The following is a 20623-nucleotide window of genomic DNA, read 5'->3' on the forward strand; positions in this document are numbered from 1 at the left end:
CCCCTTTTCCGCGCTGGCGCGGGTGGCACTCAGATAGGCGTGGGCGAGCATTGCCAGGGTGATGTGCCGATACCAGGCGGTGTAGTCCCGCACCTGGTAGGAGGCCAGCCCGGCCTCGTTCTTGGCCGCCTGGAAACACTCCTCGATCCGCCAGCGACCACCGGCCACGGCGATGAGTTGCTCGAGGGTGGTTCCGGCGGGTCCGGCGCAGACGTAGTAGGCCAGCTCGGGTTCCTCGCCGAGGCTGGCAGGGATGGCCCGGCGGGCCAGCATCCATCGTGCCCAGCCCGGGTCGAAGCCGCCCAGCAACTCAACCCGGGCCCAGTCGTAGAACCGCTGGCCGTCCGCGCCGGCCCCGGCCGAGCACCGAGTCCTGGCTGACTCGGGGAGCCCGGCGATCAAGGCGCGGACCCGGCGCTGGCGCCAGTCGATTGCCGCGACGGTGTCGTTGGAGCGGGTGGCCAGCACGTAGGGCAGGCCGTGTTGCTCGCACCACACCCGCAGTCGCTTGTCCTGGCCGTAGATCTCATCGGCGGTCAGCCAGCCCGCCGGCACCCCGGCGTCCAGGGCGCGCTGCAGCATGCGGCGGGCCAGCTCGGGCTTGGTGGCGAACCCGACGTCATCGCCGATGCCGGCCGCACTTGCCCGGTCGCGGTCATCGGCCCATGCCCGCCGACCGCCCGGGTGATCGTCGAGCGGGACACCCCGAACCACCAGGCCAGCACGTCGTGAGTGACTGCGTGGCGCAGGTGCACCAGGGTGACCAGCAGCCGGTCGAGGAACACCAGCCGATGCTTTGCACCCGCGCCAACCGCCCGCCGCCGCGGCCGATCGGCCAGCCGCGCGTCCTGGCGCGCCTGCCAGCGCGGCCCCAGCTCGGCGACCAGCTCAGCCAGCACTTCTCGGGACAGTCCCGTCACCTAGCGATCGGCGACAGCAGCGGCGCGCGCCAGGCTCCTCGACACACCACGACCCTGCCGCGCTCCTCACGAGCAAGCCGTCCCGCTAACCATGCACGAGGTCGTAACTGACAGAGTCGCCTTGACCCGCAGATAGAGGACGTTATCTGAGGGTCATCGCTGCCTCTGCGCATCTCCGAAGCGCTCGGCGCCGACGTCCGCGACTACGGCCACGATCACGGCCACCGAGTGCTCAAGGTGACCCGTAAGGGTGGCAAGCCAGCGCGCGTGCCGCTGGCTCCCCCGGTCGTGCGCGCGCTCGACGACTACATCGCCGAGCGCACCACCGGCCCGATCTTCATGGCTAGCCCCGACGGTCACCGCTACGGCTACCAGCTCGCCTACGAGCAGCTCGGCCGACTCTGCCGCTCCGCCGGCCTGCCCGCCGGCGTCACCCTGCACAGCCTGCGCCACTCGTACGCCACCGAGTCGCTGCGCTTGGGTGCTGCTCTCCAGGACGTGCAGGATGCGCTCGGCCACGCCGACCCCCGCACCACCCGCCGCTACGACCGCAGCCGCCCACAACCTCGACTGCTCCCCCAACTACCTGGTAGCCACAGCGCTTACCCAGGACTCTACGTGACCGTCGAACCGGCGTCTGAAAAGTTGATCCTGCTGGCGCCGTTCCCGGTCACTGTGACCTGGGCCGCGATGCGTGCCGGTGTGATGCCCGGATGGGTGCGAGCCCTGGGCTACTTGCTGGTTCCGCTGCTCATCGTCGGGGGCTGGCGGTCGTCATCTCCAGTGCGGCGCTCCACCTCGTCCTGGAGATCTCACTCGTTGCACTGCTCTTGTGGGCGGGCCGCGGCGAGCTGGGTGGTCGACCATCACCGCAGCACGCGCTGAGCGCGGTTCCGTTCCCTAGCCACTTAGGCCGGACGCGCGGCGGACGTCCGCCCCGATGGCCCGTCATCCGGTTACCGCCGGGTTCACGGAGAAGGCGGTGAGCACGGCCTCGACGTTGCAGTCCACGTACTGCTCGGTGATGGGATCTCGGGTGATCAGCAGCCGTGTCCAGAACGGGCCGATGAGCAGGTCGATCATGAGCTCCTGATCGACCGTGGGAGCGAGTTCGCCCCGGGCGACCGCCAGCGCGAGGACTCTCCGGTAGGCTTGTCGTCGGGTGTGGATGACGGTGTAGAGCAAGTCGGCGATCTCCGGGTGATGCCCCGTCTCGCGCAGCAGCCGGGGCACGAACTGCCCACGGCCTCGGACGAACGACTCCACCGCACCGTGCAGCAGCGACCGCAGGTCACCGCGCAGCGTGCCGGAGTCGGGCACGTCGACAGTCTGCAGGGCCAGTCGCTCCACGCCCGCGGCGGCGACCGCGGCCTTCGACGGCCAGCGACGCAGGATCGTGGTCTTGGCGACGCCGCTGCGGGCGGCCAACTCGTCGAGGGTCAGGCCGGCGTAGCCGTGGGAGCCGAGCAGGGCAAGGACCTGCTCGAGGATGCGGTCGTCGAGAGCGCGGTCCCGTGGCCGTCCGCGGCCCGCTGACGCCTCTGGCATAACGCCCATGTTCCTCCGCAACCCACTGTATCGAAATTAACCCCGTGACTTTGTACCCTAGCGGCCTAAGCTACTGCAGTGGCGACAATATTTACGCTACCGCTCGTTGCGTAGGAGCTGCAGGTGGAACCAACGTCTGCCATCAGCGCAGTCGCCTCAGCCCCGGGGATCCGCGGTCCGGGGTTGTGCTGCCCTCGCGCACATCGGTCTCGTCCGCCGGTCCAGCGCCCCGGCGGATGTCGCACCTGCCGCCCGGGGGACGGGCGAGCATCCCGGCGCCGCGGACACCGTCGCGGTGCACCAGCCGCGGTGCACCACCTGCCAGGAGAGGAAAAGTCGTGACGGAGAACCGAACGCCGTACCCGGTCCGCGTGGACGCGTCGGAGGACGCGTCGGTCTCGCGCGGGCTATGGCTGGTGAAATGGCTGCTGCTCATCCCGCACTACGTCGTGCTGGCCTTTCTCTGGCTGGCTTTCCTGGTGGTCAGCGTGGTTGCGTTCTTTGCGATCCTGTTCACCGCGCGCTACCCGCGGCCGCTGTTCGACTTCAACGTTGGCGTCCTGCGCTGGTCCTGGCGGGTGCACTACTACGGCTACTGGGCTCTGGGTACCGACCGCTACCCGCCGTTCACCCTGGCCGACGTGCCGGACTACCCCGCCCACCTGGACGTGGCCTATCCCGACCGGCTCTCCCGCGGGCTGGTGCTGGTGAAGTGGTGGCTGTTGCCCATTCCGCACTACCTGATCCTGTCGGTCTTCGTCGGCGGCGGACTCTGGCTCGGTACCCAGGTGGGAACCGCCGACAACGGCTGGGACAGCGGCTGGGGCGCCGGGGTCAGCCTGGTCACCCTGCTGGTGCTCATCGCCGCGGTCGTGCTGCTGTTCACCGGCCGCTATCCCCGGCCGCTGTACGACTTCATCCTGGGCATGGGTCGCTGGGCGATGCGGGTGACCGCGTACGCCGCCCTCATGACCGACCGCTACCCGCCGTTCCGGCTCGACCAGGGTGGCATCGACCCCGGCTCGGTGCCCGCCGGTCCCATCCCGCCGGCGCCGTCCGGGCAGCCGGCTGCAACCCCGCCGGCTCCGCCCGTTCCCGCTCGGTGAGCCCCTCGCCGCCCCGGGATGACGCCCGGCCCGGGGCGGCCAGGTCAACCGACTCCGCCACATCCAGCCATCGCGAAGACGGCGCGGCTAACCATCGATCCACCGGACGAGACCGTCATGGCGATCACCAGCCGAACCGCACTAACCAGCGCAATCCCAATGGACCAACTGAGGAGGACGGCGTTGCTGGCGGGTGCGCTGTACCTCATCACCTTCATCGAGTTGGTCTCGCGCCCCGGTTCCCCGAGCAAAGAGCAAAAGGCGCGCTTGCTGCAGCGTGCCCGCAACAGCCCCGACTTCCGCTTCCTGTCTGGCACCGGCTAGAACATCGTCGACGAGACCACCGTCCCCATCACCCTCTTCGGCGCAGGCGCGACCGTCGAGACGGCCTGACTGCTTCTCTCGACCCAACCTCTCGGCGGCGCTGCCGCAGTGACGTCCCGGGCGACAACATAAAAGGGGTTATGTTGTCGCCGTCCGGCGCCGGTGAGGGAAAGGCGTGCGGGACCATCGCCCCTGTACCGACGGCTGCGAGCGGCAGTGAGATCCCGACACGGTGACCTTGGCCTGCAAGGTCGTCGTCCCTGCGGCGGTGGCGCAGACCGCGGCCTTCGTCCTGGATCTCGCCAACGACCGCAGGTGGCGGTCCGAAGGTGAACCTGATCGACGAGCTGCTCGCCGAGCGCCACCTGGAGGCTGCCGCGGAAGATCAAATCGGTCTGACCGATGACGTCGTTGCCGAACGCAACCCCAAACCAAGGCGAACCATCGAGTGATCGTCCTCGATGACTCTGCCCTGCTGGCCCTCATCAAAGACGAACCCGGCGCAGACGTCGTCTCCCGCGCAGCAGCCCACAACGACGCGACGATCAGCTCGGTCGACTACGCCGAGGTTCTACAGAAGGCAGCATGCCTCGGCGTGACTGCCGAAGAAGTCGACGCAGCACTCGAGGATCTGGGCATCACCGTGACGCCCTTCGCCCGCCTCACAGCTTCGTTCTACCGCCACCAGTCCGGTCTGGGCATCGCCGACCGTGTCTATCTAGCTCTCGCCCGCAGCCTGTCAAGCCCCGCCTACACCGCTGATCGCTCCTGGCAGAGATGGGCCGATGAGTTTGGCGTCAATCTCCAGTTGATCCGCTGACGTGTGGTGCTCCTGAAAGGGGTACGGGCAAGCCGAGTGAGCGCCAGCCCACCGGGCTCGCCCGCCCACCTGGGGCAGGGCAGCCGTCATGGCCTACAGGTAAGGGATCACCTCTCGCGCCGGGCGCGGTGTCTAACCAAGATCACGCTCGACGATGATCAACGGCGGCCGGAACACCTCGGCCAGCTCCATAAGGTCGATGTAGCCCCACTCGGCCATCTGCGGATCACCCAGGCAGACGTAGCCGAAGACCAACTGTGGCCGCTCATCGAGTCGAGCTCGACCACCCACCAGTCACAGCCCCCAACGAAGTAGTGAAGGTGAACCACCTTCTCCCGCTCAGGGGTGTCCTCCATGGCGTACAGCGCGGGTCACTGTCTGTACGTCGCTGGAGAGTCTTGAACGCTCCACGATCCGGGACGTCAGCGGACCCTCCTCACTGGCAGGATGGCCAGCGCGCTCAGCACCGCGACGCCGCCGGCGACGGCGAACAGCACGGAGTAGGAGCCCCCGCCGATCGCCAGAATGGCGGGCGCGATGGCCGGTGCGACCGACTGCGGCATGGCGCTGGCGATGTTGAACACCCCGAGGTCCTTGGCGGCGTTGTTGGGGTCGGGCAGCACGTCGGCGACCAGGGCGAGGCCAACCGCCGCGTACACGCCGAAACCCACGCCCGCGATCGCCATCCCGATCAGGAAGCCGTCGAACTGGCCAGCCGCGGCGACAAAGAAGAGCGCGATGCCGTAGACGACAGCAGCGATGAGCACGAACACCTTGCGTCGGCCGGTGGCGTCGGAGAGCCTGCCGCCGACGACGCTGGATACGACGGTCAGGGCCGAGAACACCAGAGTGGCGAGGAAGACCTGCTGGGGGACGTCGGCCTCGGCCGAGCCCAGCGTGTCCAATAAGTAGAACGCCTGATACGTGGTGAGGAACGAGAACGCGAGGATGAACAGGAAGCGGCTCCCCCACGCCCAGGCGAAGTCCGGCTGGCGACGCGGATTCACGTAGAAGGTGCGGGCCAACTCCCGCCCGGACCACGGGGGTTTGTGCGCTGGGACGAGACGCCGGTCCTTGAGCACGACAGCGAACAGCACGACGAACACGCCGCCGACCGCCACCGGCAACAGGAACATGGCCGCCTGGTTGGGCGCCGCTAGCTGCACCACGAAGGAGCCGACGATCAGAGCGATTGGCAGGCAGGCCCCGAGGACCCCGGAGACGGTGCCCCGCTGGCTGGCCGGCATGTGATCGAGGAGCACCGCGACCTGCGCGACGAGCAGGGCGTTGAGCGCCAACTGCGCGATGCACCAGCCGAGCAAGACAACCGGGATGCTTCGCGCGAGGACGACGATCAGCAGGCCGACGGCGCCGCCGATGAGCCCCATAATCATCCAGGGCCGACGCATCCCCAGCCGGGACGTGGTGCGATCGCTGAGTTTGCCGAAGATGGGGGTGCTCAGCATGGCCAGAAGCGCGCCGACGCCAGCGACGAGGCCCAGCGCTCCGGGTCCGTCCTGGGTGCCGACCAGGCTCTTCACCTTCAGCGCCAGCGTCACCAGCACCGGTGACAGCAGCATGAGCCACGTGCCCATGTAGGCGAGGGCGTACAGGGCGACGAGTCCCCAGCCGACCCGATGGCTGACCGGCGACTCGTGTTCGAGTTCCGCTTCTTCTACCGCGCTGCGGTGCTCGAGTGCGTCCAGCGCCGCGGTTGGACGCCTGTTGAATCCGGACGGGGGCGTACCGGACCGGCCAGCCCTGGAGGGGTTCCCGGGCGGGACAGCGGCGCACATCGCGATCTCCTGATCACGTGAACTGCCAAACGACTGAGGGGAGGATCCAGCTACCAGTTGACAGGTGCAATACCGGATCGAGGTCGTGTGGAGGGACCCAAGGGTCGAACCAGCAGCGCCTGGATCGAGGCCGCCCGTCGCCGCGTGCTCCCGTCGGGATGTTTGTGAAGCGTTGTGTAGGTGTCCCCGAGTGTGCCCGCCGACGCAACCAGGGTGGAAAGAAGGCCGCCGGGTCGGCTCGGCGCGAGCCGAGATCGAGGCCGTGTGAACGACGAGGCGCCCGCCTTCTTCCTGGTCGGAGGGGCAGGCGCCGCGGTGGTGTCTGGAGCGGACGAGCGCACCGGCGGCGCCGGTGGCCGCGGAGGAGCCGGCGACCTGCCCGCAGTCGACTATCCGTACACGACCGGCGCCGGCGAGCGAGCCGTATCGCCCGCAAGCACGCTCGCGCCGCCCCGTCGTTGGAGCGTGGAAGTCCGCGCCGCACGGGCACAGCTCATCGTGACCCGCGAGCGCGGACACAGGCGTAGGCTCCGGCGTCGATGTTCTCGTTCCGGGACCTTCACACGGAAGCGGAGCACCGCGAGTTCCTCAACCAGTTTTGCGCGGAGCTCGCGCGCAGGTCGGCTGGCGCCCTCGAGCTCACCATCCCCACGTCGCGCATCGAGCGCTGCACCCGGGTGGTGGGCGTATTCGACCGCGCCGGGGCGATGGTCGGAGGTTACATCGTCAATCTCGGGCCGGAGCTCATCCTACTGAGCGTGGTGCCGCAGGGGCCGCGGCAGACCTGGCTCCAACGGGTGCCGCTGGAGCAACAGGCCGAACTCAACCTCATCTGGCGCAACGAGGGCATTGGGCACACCGCCTTCGCGCTGCTGGTCTGGACGCGGATCATCTACGACTGCGTCAGGTGCGGCCGGCCCGTGATCCTGGGCTCGGGCTACGAGAACCCGCTGAACCGGTGGTACAAGATCATGGGTCCCGAGATGATCTACGCGGGCCCGGCCACGTCCAGCGGACTCACGGTGTACGTGTACGCCTACTCGCGGGCGAAGCTCATCGGCACTTACGCTGCGAGCTTCGTCGACAGCTTCGCGGCCAAGCCGTTGCGGCGCCTGCGAGGGCGCCGGTGAAGCGTGTAGTGCTCGTGGCCGTCGGCTCGCAGGGCGACGTCGAGCCCTGCCTGGCGCTCGGTCGAGGGCTGATCGACGCGGGGTGGTCGGTGCGTCTCGGCGCGCTCGCGCCCTTCGGCGCCCGCGCGGCGGCGCTCGGGCTCGAGTTCCATTCGCTGGGCGAGTTACCGGCGCGCTTCCGCGCCTCAAGGCGGCGGCGCCCGACCTTCTCGGGTGTGCTCGGGAGGGTGCTGTTCTGGAGCGTGTACCAGCGCCTGCTGGCCGGCTACCTGCCCGCCTTCGAGGAAGTCTGCCGCGGCGCGGACGTGATCGTCCACACCGGCTTGGCCTTCCCCGCCTATCACCTCGCCGAGTCGCGCGGCATCCCGTGCGCGGCGCTGTCCTTTGTCCCGGGTGCTGCCACGGCGGCCTTTGCGCACCCCCTCTTCGCGGGCGAGCGCCTGTCCTTCGGGCCGCGCCGCAACCTGGCCTCCTACGCCGTGGAGCAGCAGCTGATGACGCAGAGCACCGCGCGCCTGGTGGCCCCGTGGCGGCGGCGCCTGGGGCTTGCGCCGGTCGCCCGCGGTCGCTTGCGCGCGCACCGGTGGGAGCACACTGACGCGCTCCTCTGCGCAGTGTCGCCCGCCCTGCTGCCTCGCCCCGCCGACTGGGGTCCGCGCGTTCACCAGACGGGCTTCCTCCACGCCGTGGATGCGCCTCCGCGGCCCGAGCTCCGCGCGTTCCTTGATGCGGATGACGCGCCTGTCTACGTGGGCTTCGGCAGCATGACCGCGCGCGACGGCGAGCGGACGGCGCAGGCGGTGGCCGTGGCGCTCGGTCGGCTTGGTCTGCGCGGCGTGCTGGCGCGGGGCTGGGGTGGTCTCGCCCCGGAGCGCGCGCCGCACCTCTGCGTGGTGGACGACGTGCCCCACGGCTGGCTCTTCGAGCGGGTGCGCGCGGTCGTCCACCACGGCGGCGCCGGCACCACGGCCGCGGCGCTGCGCGCAGGGCGGGTCTCGGTGGTGGTCCCCTTTGACTACGATCAGCGCTTTTGGGCCCGTCTCCTGGCCGAGCGAGGGCTCGGCCCCGCGCCGCTGCCCCGCGAACAGCTCGACGCCAACACGCTCGAGCGCAGGCTGCGTTCGGCCCTCGAGACCCCGTCCTACGCCGCGCACCTAGCGCCCCTCGCGGGGGCGCTCCGTCATGAGGACGGCGTGCGTGAGGCGATCCGCGTGCTGGAGAGCCTGGTCGAGCCGCGTAGCCGAGGGGCATGACGGGCGGAGGGCACGGACTATCCCGACGGTCGGCGCAGGGTGCGCTCCGCCAGATGCATGAGACACCTCGGGTGGTGAGCTGACCGCCGAGGAACGTGCCGGCGGGAATGGCGCGGCTGCCCGCAGGCGCAGGTCAGACAGAAGTTGCGCGTCCGGCAGGACTCGAACCTGTGACCGGTGCTTATGACCTCGTGCACGGTTGGCGGGACGGCTTGCTCGTGACGGACGGGGCAGGGTCGGAGTGTATCCAGGACGTTAGCGCGTGCCGCTGCTGTTGCCGATCGCCATGCGACCGGGCTGTCCCGGGAGGTCTTGGCCGAGCTGGTCGCGGAGTCGCGGCCGCGCTGGCAGGTACGTGGGACCGCGAAACCGGGGCCGATCGGCCGCGCCGGCGGGCGATTAGGGGCGGTGCAAGGCATTGGCTGGTGTTCATCGACCGACTGCTGGCCACGCTGCCGGAACTTCTCGGGATGCTTGCTCCGTCGGGCCTTCCGGGCCCTCCCTGCTTGGCTCCTGCAAGGCGGTGTTTAGCCGACGGGTCACTTCAGGGCCGCGTGCGACAGGCGAGAGGTGCCCTCGAGAGAATAATCTGACGACGACGATACCAAATCGGCTCTCCAGCACTCACGGATTGTGAGAACCCTGATTACTTCGTAGCCACTGGTCAGGCTCTGCATAACCGAAGCGACGAGCGTCCACTGGGGGCATCTTGATAAGTATCGCTACTGGGCTCGCGTAAGATGCACGGGATTTCGCGTGTCGTGCGCGTGGGGCTTGATCTCGATGCGCACATGCGATCGAAGCGACTGACCGGCTGCTGACTGAGATTATTCACCGAGTGTCAGCCCCGTTGAATGTGATGGGGTCGGGCTGTCGCATGCATCACGCGTACCCAACCCGGACTTCGCCGCTCCAGCTTCCCTTATCCGGCACTCTTGGGACACATGACCGTCAAAGCCACCCGAGTGCTACAAGACGAGCCAAAGAGCTCAGTCGAAAGGAGGCGTCGTCATCTGTGTCGGCTCATGCCGTTTGCCGGTTCTGGCCTTAGAGCCGGCACACGTCGGCGCGGAAGCTGGCTGGTGGTCTTGGGCGGAGAGGAGGTAGCCGCACACGGGACAGTAGAAGCCGATCAGCTGGGCGCCGGCCGATTGGCGGGAGGGGTCCTGGGCGTCGTGCCGGTCCACCGCCACCAGCATCCTCGCTTGTGCGCTTTGAGGTAGGTCGGTACCGGGCAGGCGTCGCCGTCCCCGGGCGCTGCGCACGTCTGCGTCCCTCGGGCGGCCGGTCATCCGAGTCAGGACGGCGGATGGGTCAGCGTGAGGCAGATCCAGCACAGCGGCCAGTCCTCATCGCCGTCATCAGGCCAGCGCCAGTCGCGCGGGTCCAGCAGGATCACCGAGGCCAGGCACAGCGCCCGACCGAGGATCAAACCGGCGCCGCTGACCGCATGCAGCCGACCGGCCGGCATCGCAACGACCTCACCGGACCAGCGCCGCGGCCCGATGCGGTCGGCGCCGACTGTCCACTGATTCCCGTGGCAGCTCATGCGGGGATCCCTCACCGCCCCCACCCGGCGGGATGGGCGTGCCAGGCGCGCGCCAGCGGCGTGTCAAGGTGGTGACGGTGGCCCGATTGTTGGGTCGCTCGGCCAGCGTGCCGGCGAGTTCGGCCAGCGCACCGGCCAGCTCGGCGGACAGGTCGGTGGCCGGATCCGTGAGTTTCGCCTCGATCTGGATCATCAGGCCTTCGGTTAGATCGCGACGAGTGTGGCGGCCTCGTCGGTGGCGTAGCCCAAATCAAGGATGAGGCGGGCGGTGCGCCCCGGCGGCGCGCCGGCGGCGCGCCGGACAGCTTCGCCTCGACCACGACCGCGATCGGCGTGAGGGGATCGCACACGACAAGCTCCTCCATCAATGCCGAGATGAATGGGGAGACGGGGCACGGGCCGAAGCCGGCGCTGAACCACGCGGCTCGGGTACCGAGGGGGGTCAGTGGGTCGACGCCAAGACCGTCCGGCCTGGAAGGACCAGCGGACAGATCGCCGGTGTTGTGGAGTTGGTCGCCGCGAGAAGCGAGGCACCGGGCAGCCCCGCCGCTTGTCCGAGCGAGAGCGGTCCTCGACCACGGGCCGTGAGACATCGGTGACCATTCTGACGCATCGACCTCAGCAGCGGGCCACCGGGGTGCCCGGTGACGTCCCAATACGTGGTGTCGCCGGCCCAGGTCTTGAGCTCGTCGGCGAAGTGCTGGCGTGCCAGAGCCACTGCGGGGATCCGTGGCGAACGTTGCTCACTGCCGGTCCTTGAGGGGCAGAAGAATCCGCACGGTGTCATCGTGGTCGGTCGCGAGCGCGGGAAGTGCGGAAGTAGCGTCGATGGGGAAGGGGGTCTTGTCCGCGGCCAACAGGTCGATCAGCTCAAGCGCCAGCTCGTCAGGATCACGGTCGTGTATCGCCGCCGTGGCACGGATGGCGTCGGCTTGAATCGCCGTCAACTCGTTCAGGACGGGCACGACAGCCTCTCTATCTACGAGCCTGCGCCAACACTGCCTCAGCGCTCAGCGGTCGCTCTGGACCAAAGCCGACGGTGTCGGTGTAGGTGGGAGAGGAGTGCCGTCGAGCCGTCCTCGCCGGCTAGTGTCGGAGGAGGGCATCGCGCGCCTTCTGCCACTCATCGATAATGGCAGCAAGAGGGCGGTAGCTTGCTGGTGGACCCGCTCGAGGAACGCTGGCGGGGAGGCATCAGCGTTGCCGTCGGAATGGGCAGCCGCTTCAGACGGCACCGCCGTCCTGAGCGCCCGGATCGGTGCCATGTCGCACATGCTGACTCCCGCCTCCGCGCGAGGCCCATTCGATCACCGAGCAGTCTGCTGTCTGAACCGCCCCGGCGAGTCCGGAGACTCCAGTCCTTGAGGAGGATGGAGTCTCCGGACTCGCCAGGGCGGTTCACCCCTGTGCGGTAGGCGTGGTCCCCGCTGCGGGTGGCGGTGAGCTCGATGTCGTGGACGGTGGCGGCGCTCAACCCGGACAAGGACCCGATCCAGTCGACCGGCCGGCCGCTGCGCACCCACGGCGCGGCCGGCCAGGCCAGCCCGTGCATGGTGAAGGTGTGGTTGCGCGGCTTGTCGGCGGTGACTTTGTCCCCTCTCCTGTGTCATGACGTTCCCAGCGCCGTGTCGCCCCGCAGACCGTGCAATCAGGCCGACCTAGAGGAGAAGTGCCGTTGCAGTACTGAAGTCGAAGCCGGGTCTGCTGCGCAGACCCGGCAACTGATGCCCGTGGAAGTGCTCGGCCCCTCATCTCAGACACTCCCTGGCTTTGACGGTGAGCACCTCCCGCAGGTTCGGAGCACTTTGTCTGTGGTCGACCGGCGCCCGAACACGTTTTCGCTGCTGAGCTCCGCGAGTCGGTCGGCCAGGTGATCGGCGACGGTGGACGCCGTCATGGGTCGCTTTGTGGGGGCTCGGGTGCATCCGCGCCGGGGCAGCGGGCGGGCGGGACCCATGTGGTGAGGTCGCGCCAGGTCAGGTGGGGCTGGCCGCGGATCGGTGCCGGGCCGCCGGGCCGCGGGTGGCCGAGGCACACGACTAGTTCGGGAACCCAGCCCTCAGGCAGGCGGAGGGCCACGGCAACCGCGGCGCGACTGAACGAGGTCACCGGCCCGGCCCCGATGCCGATCGCGTGCGCGGCCAGCATGAGAGTCGCCGCCGCCGTGCCGACGTCGATGCGGAGGCCGGGCGCGTCCGACGGGAAGCCGTAGCTGGCCGCGAGAAGCTCGTGCCCGACGGGTTGTGGGAGCGGGTCGCTCCACTGCTGCTGCCGTCGAAGCCCGGCCGTCAGCGCTATCCCGCACCCCTGATCGGTCGGTGTGGGCGAATCGTCGTTGTGCGCGCGATTGCCGTGCTGCGGACGTCGCTGCGGTCAGCCAAGGCGACCCGGGCAGCCCTCCTCGGGTGAGGATCCGGCAGCAGGCCGTGCTTGCCACGCAGACAGGATGTCCTCGCAGGGGCTGACCATGCAGACCCGGCTCGTCCGGGCGCCGACCTGCTCGACCATTCCGGGTATGCGCCGGGCAGGATGTTCACTGAGACACGCGGACTCGGCGACGCAGGCGGCCCGACGCCCATCGCCGAACGAGGCGCGGTCGGCCTCGACGAAGCTGCTCTGGCCGCTGCTGACCGTGGTCGTCACCCTGGTCACCACCGCATGCTCGTCCGGCGGTCCTGCCGTCCCGTCCGCGGGCCAGGGTTCGACGGCTAGTACCTCGGCCGGTGCATCCGCCGACCGGGCGACGCCCAGCACCGGGGCAGGAAGGTCTCAAGATCAGCCCGCGCCCGCGAGCGTCGAGGTCAGTGCCGTCGGCGACGTCATCATGGGGGCGACGCCGGAGTTGCCTCCCGACGATGGACGCCACTTGTTCGACGCCGTCGCCGACCAGCTCACCGGAGACGTCGTGCTGGGCAACCTGGACCAGGCCCTCACCGACATCGCGACGTCGACCAAGTGCGGCGCCAACAGCAGTGACTGCTTCGCCTTCCGGACTCCACCGTCATATGCAGGATGGCTCCGCGAGGCCGGGTTCACCGTCATCAACCTGGCGAACAACCACTCGCACGACTTCGGCGACGCGGGCCTGCGCGACTCGCAGGCGGCGCTGACGGCGGCGGGTCTGCAGTACACCGGCATGCCCGGACAGGTGACCCTGCAGGACGTCGGGTCCCTGCGAGTGGCGATCCTCGGCTTCGCCCCCTACGGCTGGGCCCAGAGCCTGCTCGACATCCCCGCCGCACAGCAGCTCGTCGGTCGAGCCGCCGAGCAGGCAGATGTCGTCCTGGTCACCATCCACGCCGGCGCGGAAGGTGCAGACCAGGGCCACGTCCGCCCGGGCCCTGAGATCTTCCTCGGCGAGAACCGAGGAGACGCCATCGCGTTCGCCCATGCGGTGATCGACGCCGGCGCAGACGCGGTCCTGGGTGCCGGCCCACACGTACTGCGGGGCATGGAGTGGTACCGCGGACGGCTGATCGCCTACAGCATGGGCAACTTCACCGGCTACCGCACCCTCTCCAACGACGGCCCGGCGGGCATCGGCGGCATCGTCACGCTACGGCTGGCAGCGGATGGGACCTGGCACTCCGGCCAGCTGGTCAGCACCGTGATGGTCGACCCAGGACTCGCCCAGCTCGATCCCGCCCAGCAAGCACTGGGCGTGGTGCGAGACCTCTCCCGCGCCGACTTCGGCGCCTGCGGCGTGGACCTCACCACCACCGGCGAGCTGAGCGCACCCACCTGCTGACACCCGGGCCGCCCTCCAAGCCTCGCCAGCTCGTCTACGAGGCAGTGCAGGATCAGCCACATCTCGGGTGCGTTGCATGGGTTCCTGAGGGCTGCACCGCCCCGCGGCCGAGGGCAGGGACCGCCACCCAAAGTCTCCGGACGCACCAGGGGCGGTTCAGCGGGGGGCTGGGCGCGAGACCGGGGAGCGGATGACGCCTGGACTTGCTCCACTGGAAAGCGAGGGTCGCGGTGAACCGCTTTTCCCCGTCCACGGCGAGCCTGCACGAGGAGCCCCGGAGAGGACCAGCCGCATGAGGACCAATCAGCACTGGGGCCCCGACCGCGCCGCGGCGGTGCCGGCGGCCCTACTCGGGCTCGAGACAGCCGCGCCGGAGCTGCACCAGCGAGCCAGGGCGGCGACGTGACCCCGCGGCCGTGCCGGTGCGGTCACTCACTGAAGGCTCATGAGCACCGGCGTGACACTGACCGCTGTGGGCGTTGCCCGTGCCGAACGTTTCACCCGCCGGTGGTCGGAACGCGTCGGGACCGGGTGCTGCGCCCTTGTCATGGTCGTGGTGTTGCTGGGGCTGGGCGCCGCGACGGCGCTGGTCGCGACCCGCGGTGGCGTGGACGGCGCCTCAGCGACGCAACCCCTAAACGAGGCCGAGTCCCCGCCGGGCGACCCGGCAGACGCCCCGCCGGCGAGCAGCAGCCGAGGGAGCGTGAGCACCACGGCCGCGGAGGAAGCGCCGAAGCCGGCGACCGTGCCAATCGGGACCGTTGGGCCGATGGCGCCTCAGAGCACGGCCCCGACGGTGACCAGCAGCGGGCCGGTGCCGAGGCCACTCACCCAGGCCGGGCTCCCGGGGACCAGGAGTGCTTCTCTGGCCAGACCACCCTCGCCTCGGGAGCTCGCTTCCTGCACCCCGACCGCCTCACCTACCAACGGGCACGGCTCCGCCCGAACCCGCGGTCACAGGCCTGGTGAGGAAACGTCAGTCATGTCCGGCAGCTTCTCCGACAGCGGGGCGTCCGGCTGCCCGAGCCTTATGCCGGTCAGCGCGCCAGCGGCACCAGGACCGGGATGACGGCCTCTCGGAAGGTCGGTGTCACCTGACCGTCCCGGCGGACGAGGTCCAACAGTGCGGCCACCTCATTGCCCTGCGGCCACACCGGCAGCTCCGCGATAGCGCGCAGGGACGTCAGCACCTCCTCGGAGGCCGGGCCGATGGCGCCCGGGTCTTGCTCGGCGTCGGCGAGGAGGTCCTGCAGGGCGCGGTGAGGCCCCGGGTCGGCCAGCTCCTGCAACGTGGGGACGGCAGCATCAGCAAAGGCCTCGCTCAACTCGCCTCGCTCCGCAGCGTTCCGCACGTCCTCCAGCAGTGCGGCGGCACGGTCGGCGGTCTGGTCGGCGGGGACCTGATGGTCGAGGGCGATGAGGGGGTCGAGCAGACCCGGGCCGGCCGGGCCGAAAGCGGGCGGGTCCGCACCGACCGTCTGCACGAGGTCGATCAGCCGCTCGGGCCAGGCCACGCCGGCCAGCACCTCCTGCACCTGCTGCCCGACGGCGGCGGCGAGCCCTCCAGCGGCGACCGCCGCGCCGACGGCGTCGTGCGCCACGACCGCGGCCGAGCGCTGTTCTCCCCCGCCGAGCACCTCGACCTGCCGGAGGGTGTCGAGCACCTCGTCCGTCTCCGGTCCCGCGGCGTCGGGGTCGCCCTGCACCAGGTCCTCGAGGTCGCTGATGGTGGCGCGCAGCTGATCCTCGGGCATCCGGGCAGTGCTGGGCACCGGCGGCAGGCCAGCCACCTCCGCAGACTGCGTCGAGCCGGCGGCCGGCTCATCCCCGGGCGACTCCCCAACGACGGTGGGAACCAGCCACAGCGCCAGGCCGAGGGCCGCGGCGGTCAGCACGCCGGCCCACGCCAGTCGCCTCCTGCGGCGTCGAGCGACCGGAACGGATCGCCGGTGGGCGGGTCCACCCGCGGGCCGGCCAGGGCCACCCGCACGGTCATCGAGGAGGGGCACGCATTCCTCCTGTGCTCGAACGCGGGTTCCGCCGCAGAGCAGACAGGAAGCTGACGTGCCCCAAGGTAGGGCACCTGACACACGTTCCGCAGCGTCTCGGGATTGATTTCCAACTGCTTGCCGATCCGAGCCAACGCCCCTCGGTCGGGTCGCCGGGTCCTTACCGGGCCTCGACCGCCATCCGGGTTGCCCGCTCGCGCAGCTCGTCCGGGTACTTCCGCGATGCCGCCATGACTCTCATCCTTCCGGCGAAGGAGAGCCTCCATCAGACCCGGCGCGGGACACCCGGGACATCCCGGTCACCCAGCGATCGGCGACAGCCGCAGCTCGGGCCAGGCTCTCGACACCCCGACCCTGGCCCGTCCATCACGAGCAACCCGTCCCGACAATCTTGCACGAAATCGTAAATCGCTCCCTCCGGACGAGCCTGGACGGGATCAGGCCAGGAAGGACTGCCAGCCGGCGGCCGGGGGTGTGCCCACCGGCAGGGTGCGGAGCCGGTCGAGGACGGCGGGGTCCTGCACGTCCAACCAGGCCACCAGCTGACGGAAGGACACCAGGTGCACCTCGGGCCGGGCGGCGATGGCCCGCAGCGCGTCCTCCACCGCGTCCATGTAGATCCCGCCGTTCCACTGCTCGAAGTGGTTGCCGACGAACAGCGGGGCACGGTTGGTGGTGTAGGCCCGCTCGAAGCCGGCCAGATAGGCGTCGGTGGCCTGCTGGCGCCAGGTGTCATACATCGCCGGGTCGCCGGCCACGTCCCCCTGGGTCTGCCGGTACATGAGGTTGTAGTCCATGGCGAGCGCGCTGGCGCTCTGGCTGGGGTCGGACGTCGGGAAGGGCACCGACGGCAGCGGAAAGTCCCACAGGCCCAGCTTCTTCCCGGGCCACACCTGCTGACCGCCGGGTGAGCTGGCGTCATACGCCCACCCCAGTGCGGCCGCGGCGGGCAGCAAGCCGTCCTGGCCCTCCAGGCACGGGGTGCGGCCGCCGATCAGCTCGACGTCGTAGTCAAAGGGCAGCGGCGGCAGGTCGCTGCGGCCGGTGGTGGTCTTCCAGGTCTGCACGAACCGCTTGGCCTGGGCGATCTCGCTGGCCCAATCCTCCGGGGACCAGAGCCGGACGCCGTTCTCGCCGCAGGAGTGACCGTTGAAGTGGGTGCCGATCTCGTGCCCGTCCAGCCAGGCCAGGCGGACCTCCGCCACCGTGTCCAGCACCTCCTGGGTCGTCAGGAAGCCGATGTCGGAGGAGCCCACCGGATGCCGTGGCGGGGCGTAGCGCATCCGGGCATCGGCCGGCAGCGCGTACACACCGCTGAGGAAGAAGGTCATCGACGCGCCGAGCTCCTGCGCCAGCGTCCGGAACCGAGGGAACAGACCGGTGGACAGATTGGCCGCGCCGTCCCAGGAGAAGACCACGAACTGGGGCGGCCGCTCGCCCGGCATCAGCCTCCGCGGGACGGGCTGATGAGGTGGCGGGCCGGTGTCGGCCGTCGACCCGTCGCCGATCAGCCGCACCTCGGGTGTCGGGACCGGCGCAGAGTCAGGAGCCGGTATGGCCGAGGAGGTGGCGGGCGCAGACGTCGTCGACGCCGGCGCCGTGAACGAGCGACTTGCGGCACCGCAGCCGGCGGTGGCGAGCGTGGACGCCCCCGCCCAACCGAGCAGTGCCCGTCGGCTCAACTCCCGCACAAGTCATCACCGCTGGCGCCCACGCGTCCCCCCATGACCGGGCCCCGCGCCCTCGCCACCCCCATCGCGGCGGCCCGACGCACAGTATCGGCCCTGGGCGGATACGGAACCGCTCCAGGCTGCTCAAGACGAGGACGGAGCCGGGGTCTCGGTCGCTGGGCTCGGTTACCTTCGGAGGTGCTCCCTCACGGCCGATATGCGGGCTGATCCTCGACGCGTTCGACGCGTTCGACGGGTCCGACGCCTTCAGTGCCGACCCGGCGCGGGTCCAAGGCGTCAGGCGCCGGGCGGCTGAGTCCCTCGCCGCTGCCGCGACGATCGTCCGCCAGGAGGTCCGCCGTCGGGAGCGACCATCCTGACTGCGCACAGGGGGACGCGCGTACTGGCCAGCTTTCGCACCAAACCGCTGCGAACCTCGGCGCGCGTGCCTGACGACCGGCTGTCGGTACTCGGCCGCGTCACCCAGGGACTGGCACACGCCCTGACCGCCAACTGCATGGAGTGCGCCAGGACCTCGTGGTGCTCCGGCTGGAGTTGAGCCTGTGGCCTAACAGCTCGGCACCGAGCAGGTGCGGCGGTATCGCTTCGAGGACGGCGAGCTGGTCCTGCAGCCGCCGCCGGTGGAGCTCGCGGGTCGGCGCCTCATCCACGAGCTGCGGTGGCGCCGCGAGGACTGAGAGCCGCAGTCGACCACCTCGTCTACGTCCCCGAAAGTCTCGTCCGAGGGTCTCCGCAGCTGCCCTGTGTGCCGACCGCGGGCTCACCGCCGACCTTGGCTCCACCACTGGGATGAGGCGCAGCCCACCGGCGCGGAGCGCACCGGTGGGTGGTGCATCGACGCCAGGTCCCCGGCGGGTGGAGGCCAGGTGCGGTGGGACGTCGCGCCACCACCGCCGCCGCGCAGTCATGCTGACGGTGGCGACTCGACGCAGGGGTACTCGTGCAGCTCGGCGAATCGGCCGTCTCGCAACCGGTACAGCGTGACCAGGCGGATTCGCAGCCGCCGGCCGTCCTCCCGGTAGGTGGCCTCCCACAGGTACTCGGCGGCGACCCGGTCGGCCGCCGCGAAAGCGTCCAGGAGGGTGTAGCGACGTTCGCCCAGCCGTGCCGACACGCCGCGCACCGCGGCGTCGAGCTCCGCGCGGCTGCCGCTCCTGCCTGTGGGGAAGAAGGGTGTCGGAGCCTCCACCCACCGCACGTCCGGCGCGTAGAACTCGTCGAACACCCGCAGCGTCCGGGCCGCCGCCTCCTCGGCGTTGAGGCCAGCCGCGGCCGCCGCGTTGTAGGCGGCCACCATCCGCTCGACGGTCTCGATGCCGGACCGGTTCCCGGTCATGCGGAAGTCCTACCGGACAGCGCGCCGCGTGAGGAGGTCTGCTCCTCCGCGGGCCGATCTGCGCCATCCTGGACTCCGGGGTCTGGCCGGGCCCCGACCTCGCGCGAGTCGGAGCGGGTGCGGCCGTGTACGCAGGCGTCGACACTAGCCGGACCGTCGGGGTCGATGAGGTGGCCCGTCGCGTCGGCGAGCTGACCGACGCCGCGTTCGCCCTGGCCGCGGTCACCGGCGCCCTGCGCCCGGACACCTTCGACCTCACCGAGGAGCACGGCCGGGTCCTCGCCGAACTGGGGATGGCCGTCCGGCGCGAGCCAGGTGGGTGGGAGCTGGTGCCGCCGCTGGCCGAGCTGCCCGACCGGGTCCGCCGCGGGCTGGCGCAGCGGCTGGCGGTGACGCTGCGGCGGGCTGCGGCGGCCGCCGAGGGGCGGCTGTCCTGGGCCCGGCAGGACCTCGCGCTCAAGGTTGATCTCCGCCGGATGTCCGGCCCGGCCGGTCAGACGTTCGTCACGCAGCTGGCGCCCCGGCTGGGTGGTCTCGCCGACCGGCTCGCCGCGCCGGAGGCGGCTGTCCTCGACATCGGCACCGGGGTCGGGGGATCGCGGTCGCCCTCGCCGAGGCGAGCCCCTCGCTGCGGGTGGTCGGCATCGACGTGGCTGGCCCGCGTCGGATGCCGGCGGCGAGGAGGGCGACTCCGACCGCCGCGATGAGGCGCCGCCGACGAGCACGCCGGTGGCGACGGTGAAGACGCGAGGAAGCTCGATTTGCATCTGGGTCTGGGTGACCACGGCGGGGCTGCCGTCGGCGTTCATGACGACGAGGCGGTAGTTCCCGTCCTGGATAGCCCAGGCCAGCTCGGCCTGCGACCCCGAGGTCGCGGAGACGACCCAGAAGTCCTGCTCCACGGGGAAAGCGGCCGTGGAGCCGCCCGGGTGCGTGATGACGGTGAGGTCGAACGGGTCGGAGTCGACCTCGGTGACCTCGTCGAAGGCGACCCCGGAGAGATAGTCGTCGACGGCCTCCGCGGGACCGACGCGGATGAACACACCGGCCGGATCTCCGGTCCGCGCCGAGATCTGCACGGTCGGCGGTCCGGTGACCGCCGCGATGCCGTGGACGTCGTCCATCGTGGCGCTGTCGGTGACGAGCGCGGCCGTGGACGTGGTGAACGGCTGCGGTCCGGAGTCCAGCGTGCTCGCCAGCCCGAACGCGATCATGACGGTGCCGGCGACCGCGCCGGCGATCAGGCCCAGGGCGGTCAGCATGACGCCGACCGCAGTGAAGCTCCTGCTGGTCCTGACGGTTGTCGAGGCGGAAGCGTCGGTGAAGGCGGGGTCAGGGTGGTCATGGCAATACTGCGGGTGGGGTCTCCAGGCTGATGGGGTGCTGATGTCGC

At 70.2% G+C, this 20623-nt stretch carries 19 protein-coding genes and 2 pseudogenes; 8 read left to right on the top strand and 13 right to left on the bottom strand.

The window, feature by feature from the left end; all coding sequences use genetic code 11:
- A partial coding sequence (locus tag BM414_RS26110; protein ID WP_425432377.1) for an IS701 family transposase occupies positions 1–714 on the bottom strand: 714 nt, incomplete at its 3' end.
- A pseudogene (locus BM414_RS31960) lies at positions 687–920 on the bottom strand (helix-turn-helix domain-containing protein); the annotation flags it as partial. The pseudogene BM414_RS31960 and the gene BM414_RS26110, both read right to left, overlap by 28 nt.
- A 171-nt stretch (positions 921–1091) precedes the next feature.
- On the opposite strand from BM414_RS31960, the gene BM414_RS26120 reads away from it, so the two are divergent.
- The gene (locus BM414_RS26120) at positions 1092–1805 is read left to right on the top strand and encodes a tyrosine-type recombinase/integrase (protein ID WP_245785010.1); all 714 of its coding nucleotides are present in this window, start codon (positions 1092–1094) and stop codon (positions 1803–1805) included.
- A 63-nt stretch (positions 1806–1868) separates the two neighbouring features.
- Here BM414_RS26120 and BM414_RS26125 read toward each other — a convergent pair whose 3' ends face one another.
- On the bottom strand, positions 1869–2468 hold the full coding sequence (locus BM414_RS26125; protein ID WP_175551822.1) for a TetR/AcrR family transcriptional regulator: 600 nt from the start codon (positions 2466–2468) through the stop codon (positions 1869–1871).
- Positions 2469–2806: 338 nt separating this feature from the next.
- Here BM414_RS26125 and BM414_RS26130 point away from each other — a divergent pair, with 338 nt between their 5' ends.
- The 4 genes from BM414_RS26130 (at position 2807) to BM414_RS26140 (ending at position 4718) form a co-directional block, all read left to right on the top strand.
- On the top strand, positions 2807–3574 hold the full coding sequence (locus BM414_RS26130) for a DUF4389 domain-containing protein (protein WP_093584446.1): 768 nt from the start codon (positions 2807–2809) through the stop codon (positions 3572–3574).
- 117 nt (positions 3575–3691) lie between these two features.
- On the top strand, positions 3692–3898 hold the full coding sequence (locus BM414_RS29770) for a hypothetical protein (RefSeq protein WP_093584449.1): 207 nt from the start codon (positions 3692–3694) through the stop codon (positions 3896–3898).
- A 329-nt stretch (positions 3899–4227) separates the two neighbouring features.
- Positions 4228–4350, top strand: a complete 123-nt coding sequence (locus BM414_RS31545; protein ID WP_281246791.1) for a hypothetical protein — start codon at positions 4228–4230, stop codon at positions 4348–4350.
- On the top strand, positions 4347–4718 hold the full coding sequence (locus BM414_RS26140) for a type II toxin-antitoxin system VapC family toxin (protein WP_093584452.1): 372 nt from the start codon (positions 4347–4349) through the stop codon (positions 4716–4718). Before BM414_RS31545 ends, BM414_RS26140 begins: the two co-directional genes overlap by 4 nt.
- Positions 4719–4850: 132 nt before the next feature.
- Here BM414_RS26140 and BM414_RS31550 read toward each other — a convergent pair whose 3' ends face one another.
- Both BM414_RS31550 and BM414_RS26145 read right to left on the bottom strand, forming a co-directional pair.
- Positions 4851–4973 carry a hypothetical protein gene (locus tag BM414_RS31550; RefSeq protein WP_281246792.1) on the bottom strand — a complete coding sequence of 41 codons (123 nt, stop codon included), beginning with the start codon at positions 4971–4973 and terminating at the stop codon, positions 4851–4853.
- Positions 4974–5140: 167 nt separating this feature from the next.
- On the bottom strand, positions 5141–6514 hold the full coding sequence (locus tag BM414_RS26145; protein WP_093584455.1) for an MFS transporter: 1374 nt from the start codon (positions 6512–6514) through the stop codon (positions 5141–5143).
- A 539-nt stretch (positions 6515–7053) separates the two neighbouring features.
- Between BM414_RS26145 and BM414_RS29775 the strand changes: the two genes are divergently transcribed.
- Entirely contained in the window at positions 7054–7644 is a 591-nt protein-coding gene (locus tag BM414_RS29775; RefSeq protein WP_175551824.1) for a hypothetical protein, read from the top strand.
- A gap of 14 nt (positions 7645–7658) precedes the next feature.
- Complete coding sequence (locus tag BM414_RS26150; protein ID WP_217644941.1) at positions 7659–8897, top strand: glycosyltransferase; 1239 nt, start codon at positions 7659–7661, stop codon at positions 8895–8897.
- Between the two features lie 1297 nt (positions 8898–10194).
- Here the strand turns inward: BM414_RS26150 and BM414_RS26160 are convergent.
- From BM414_RS26160 to BM414_RS31965, 4 genes and pseudogenes are all read right to left on the bottom strand, one after another.
- Complete coding sequence (locus tag BM414_RS26160) at positions 10195–10368, bottom strand: hypothetical protein (RefSeq protein WP_245785007.1); 174 nt, start codon at positions 10366–10368, stop codon at positions 10195–10197.
- Positions 10369–10378: 10 nt separating this feature from the next.
- A complete protein-coding gene (locus tag BM414_RS29780) occupies positions 10379–10639 on the bottom strand; it encodes a hypothetical protein (protein WP_175551821.1) in 261 nt (86 codons plus the stop codon).
- Positions 10640–11189: 550 nt separating this feature from the next.
- Positions 11190–11411 carry a hypothetical protein gene (locus BM414_RS26165; protein WP_093584463.1) on the bottom strand — a complete coding sequence of 74 codons (222 nt, stop codon included), beginning with the start codon at positions 11409–11411 and terminating at the stop codon, positions 11190–11192.
- Between the two features lie 928 nt (positions 11412–12339).
- Positions 12340–12627, bottom strand: a pseudogene (locus tag BM414_RS31965) (nitroreductase family protein); the annotation flags it as partial.
- 334 nt (positions 12628–12961) lie between these two features.
- On the opposite strand from BM414_RS31965, the gene BM414_RS26180 reads away from it, so the two are divergent.
- Positions 12962–14194, top strand: a complete 1233-nt coding sequence (locus BM414_RS26180; RefSeq protein ID WP_281246793.1) for a CapA family protein — start codon at positions 12962–12964, stop codon at positions 14192–14194.
- Between the two features lie 1037 nt (positions 14195–15231).
- On the opposite strand, the gene BM414_RS26185 is transcribed toward BM414_RS26180, so the two are convergent.
- The 4 genes from BM414_RS26185 to BM414_RS29785 all read right to left on the bottom strand — a co-directional run bounded on the left by BM414_RS26185 (position 15232) and on the right by BM414_RS29785 (position 20492).
- Complete coding sequence (locus tag BM414_RS26185) at positions 15232–16089, bottom strand: hypothetical protein (protein WP_093584473.1); 858 nt, start codon at positions 16087–16089, stop codon at positions 15232–15234.
- A gap of 551 nt (positions 16090–16640) precedes the next feature.
- A complete protein-coding gene (locus tag BM414_RS26190) occupies positions 16641–17648 on the bottom strand; it encodes a polysaccharide deacetylase family protein (RefSeq protein ID WP_245785008.1) in 1008 nt (335 codons plus the stop codon).
- A gap of 1150 nt (positions 17649–18798) precedes the next feature.
- Positions 18799–19230, bottom strand: coding sequence for a nuclear transport factor 2 family protein (locus tag BM414_RS26195; RefSeq protein WP_093584477.1), 432 nt, complete (start codon positions 19228–19230; stop codon positions 18799–18801).
- Positions 19227–20492: a hypothetical protein gene (locus BM414_RS29785; protein ID WP_093584479.1), complete on the bottom strand. Its 1266-nt coding sequence runs from the start codon at positions 20490–20492 to the stop codon at positions 19227–19229. Before BM414_RS29785 ends, BM414_RS26195 begins: the two co-directional genes overlap by 4 nt.
- Between the last annotated feature and the right edge of the window lie 131 nt (positions 20493–20623).

Origin of the sequence: Geodermatophilus amargosae, from assembly GCF_900116515.1 — a bacterium.
Lineage (GTDB): Bacteria > Actinomycetota > Actinomycetes > Mycobacteriales > Geodermatophilaceae > Geodermatophilus > Geodermatophilus amargosae.

Excerpts from the sequence above, each read along its gene's own strand:
- BM414_RS26125 (WP_175551822.1), bottom strand. The coding sequence starts at position 2,468 with ATGCCAGAGGCGTCAGCGGGCCGCGGACGGCCACGGGACCGCGCTCTC.
- BM414_RS29770 (WP_093584449.1), top strand. The coding sequence starts at position 3,692 with ATGGCGATCACCAGCCGAACCGCACTAACCAGCGCAATCCCAATGGAC.
- BM414_RS26145 (WP_093584455.1), bottom strand. The coding sequence starts at position 6,514 with ATGTGCGCCGCTGTCCCGCCCGGGAACCCCTCCAGGGCTGGCCGGTCC.
- BM414_RS29775 (WP_175551824.1), top strand. The coding sequence starts at position 7,054 with ATGTTCTCGTTCCGGGACCTTCACACGGAAGCGGAGCACCGCGAGTTC.
- BM414_RS26160 (WP_245785007.1), bottom strand. The coding sequence starts at position 10,368 with ATGCCGGCCGGTCGGCTGCATGCGGTCAGCGGCGCCGGTTTGATCCTC.
- BM414_RS29780 (WP_175551821.1), bottom strand. The coding sequence starts at position 10,639 with ATGATCCAGATCGAGGCGAAACTCACGGATCCGGCCACCGACCTGTCC.
- BM414_RS26180 (WP_281246793.1), top strand. The coding sequence starts at position 12,962 with ATGCGCCGGGCAGGATGTTCACTGAGACACGCGGACTCGGCGACGCAG.
- BM414_RS26190 (WP_245785008.1), bottom strand. The coding sequence starts at position 17,648 with ATGCCGGGCGAGCGGCCGCCCCAGTTCGTGGTCTTCTCCTGGGACGGC.
- BM414_RS26195 (WP_093584477.1), bottom strand. The coding sequence starts at position 19,230 with ATGACCGGGAACCGGTCCGGCATCGAGACCGTCGAGCGGATGGTGGCC.
- BM414_RS29785 (WP_093584479.1), bottom strand. The coding sequence starts at position 20,492 with ATGCTGACCGCCCTGGGCCTGATCGCCGGCGCGGTCGCCGGCACCGTC.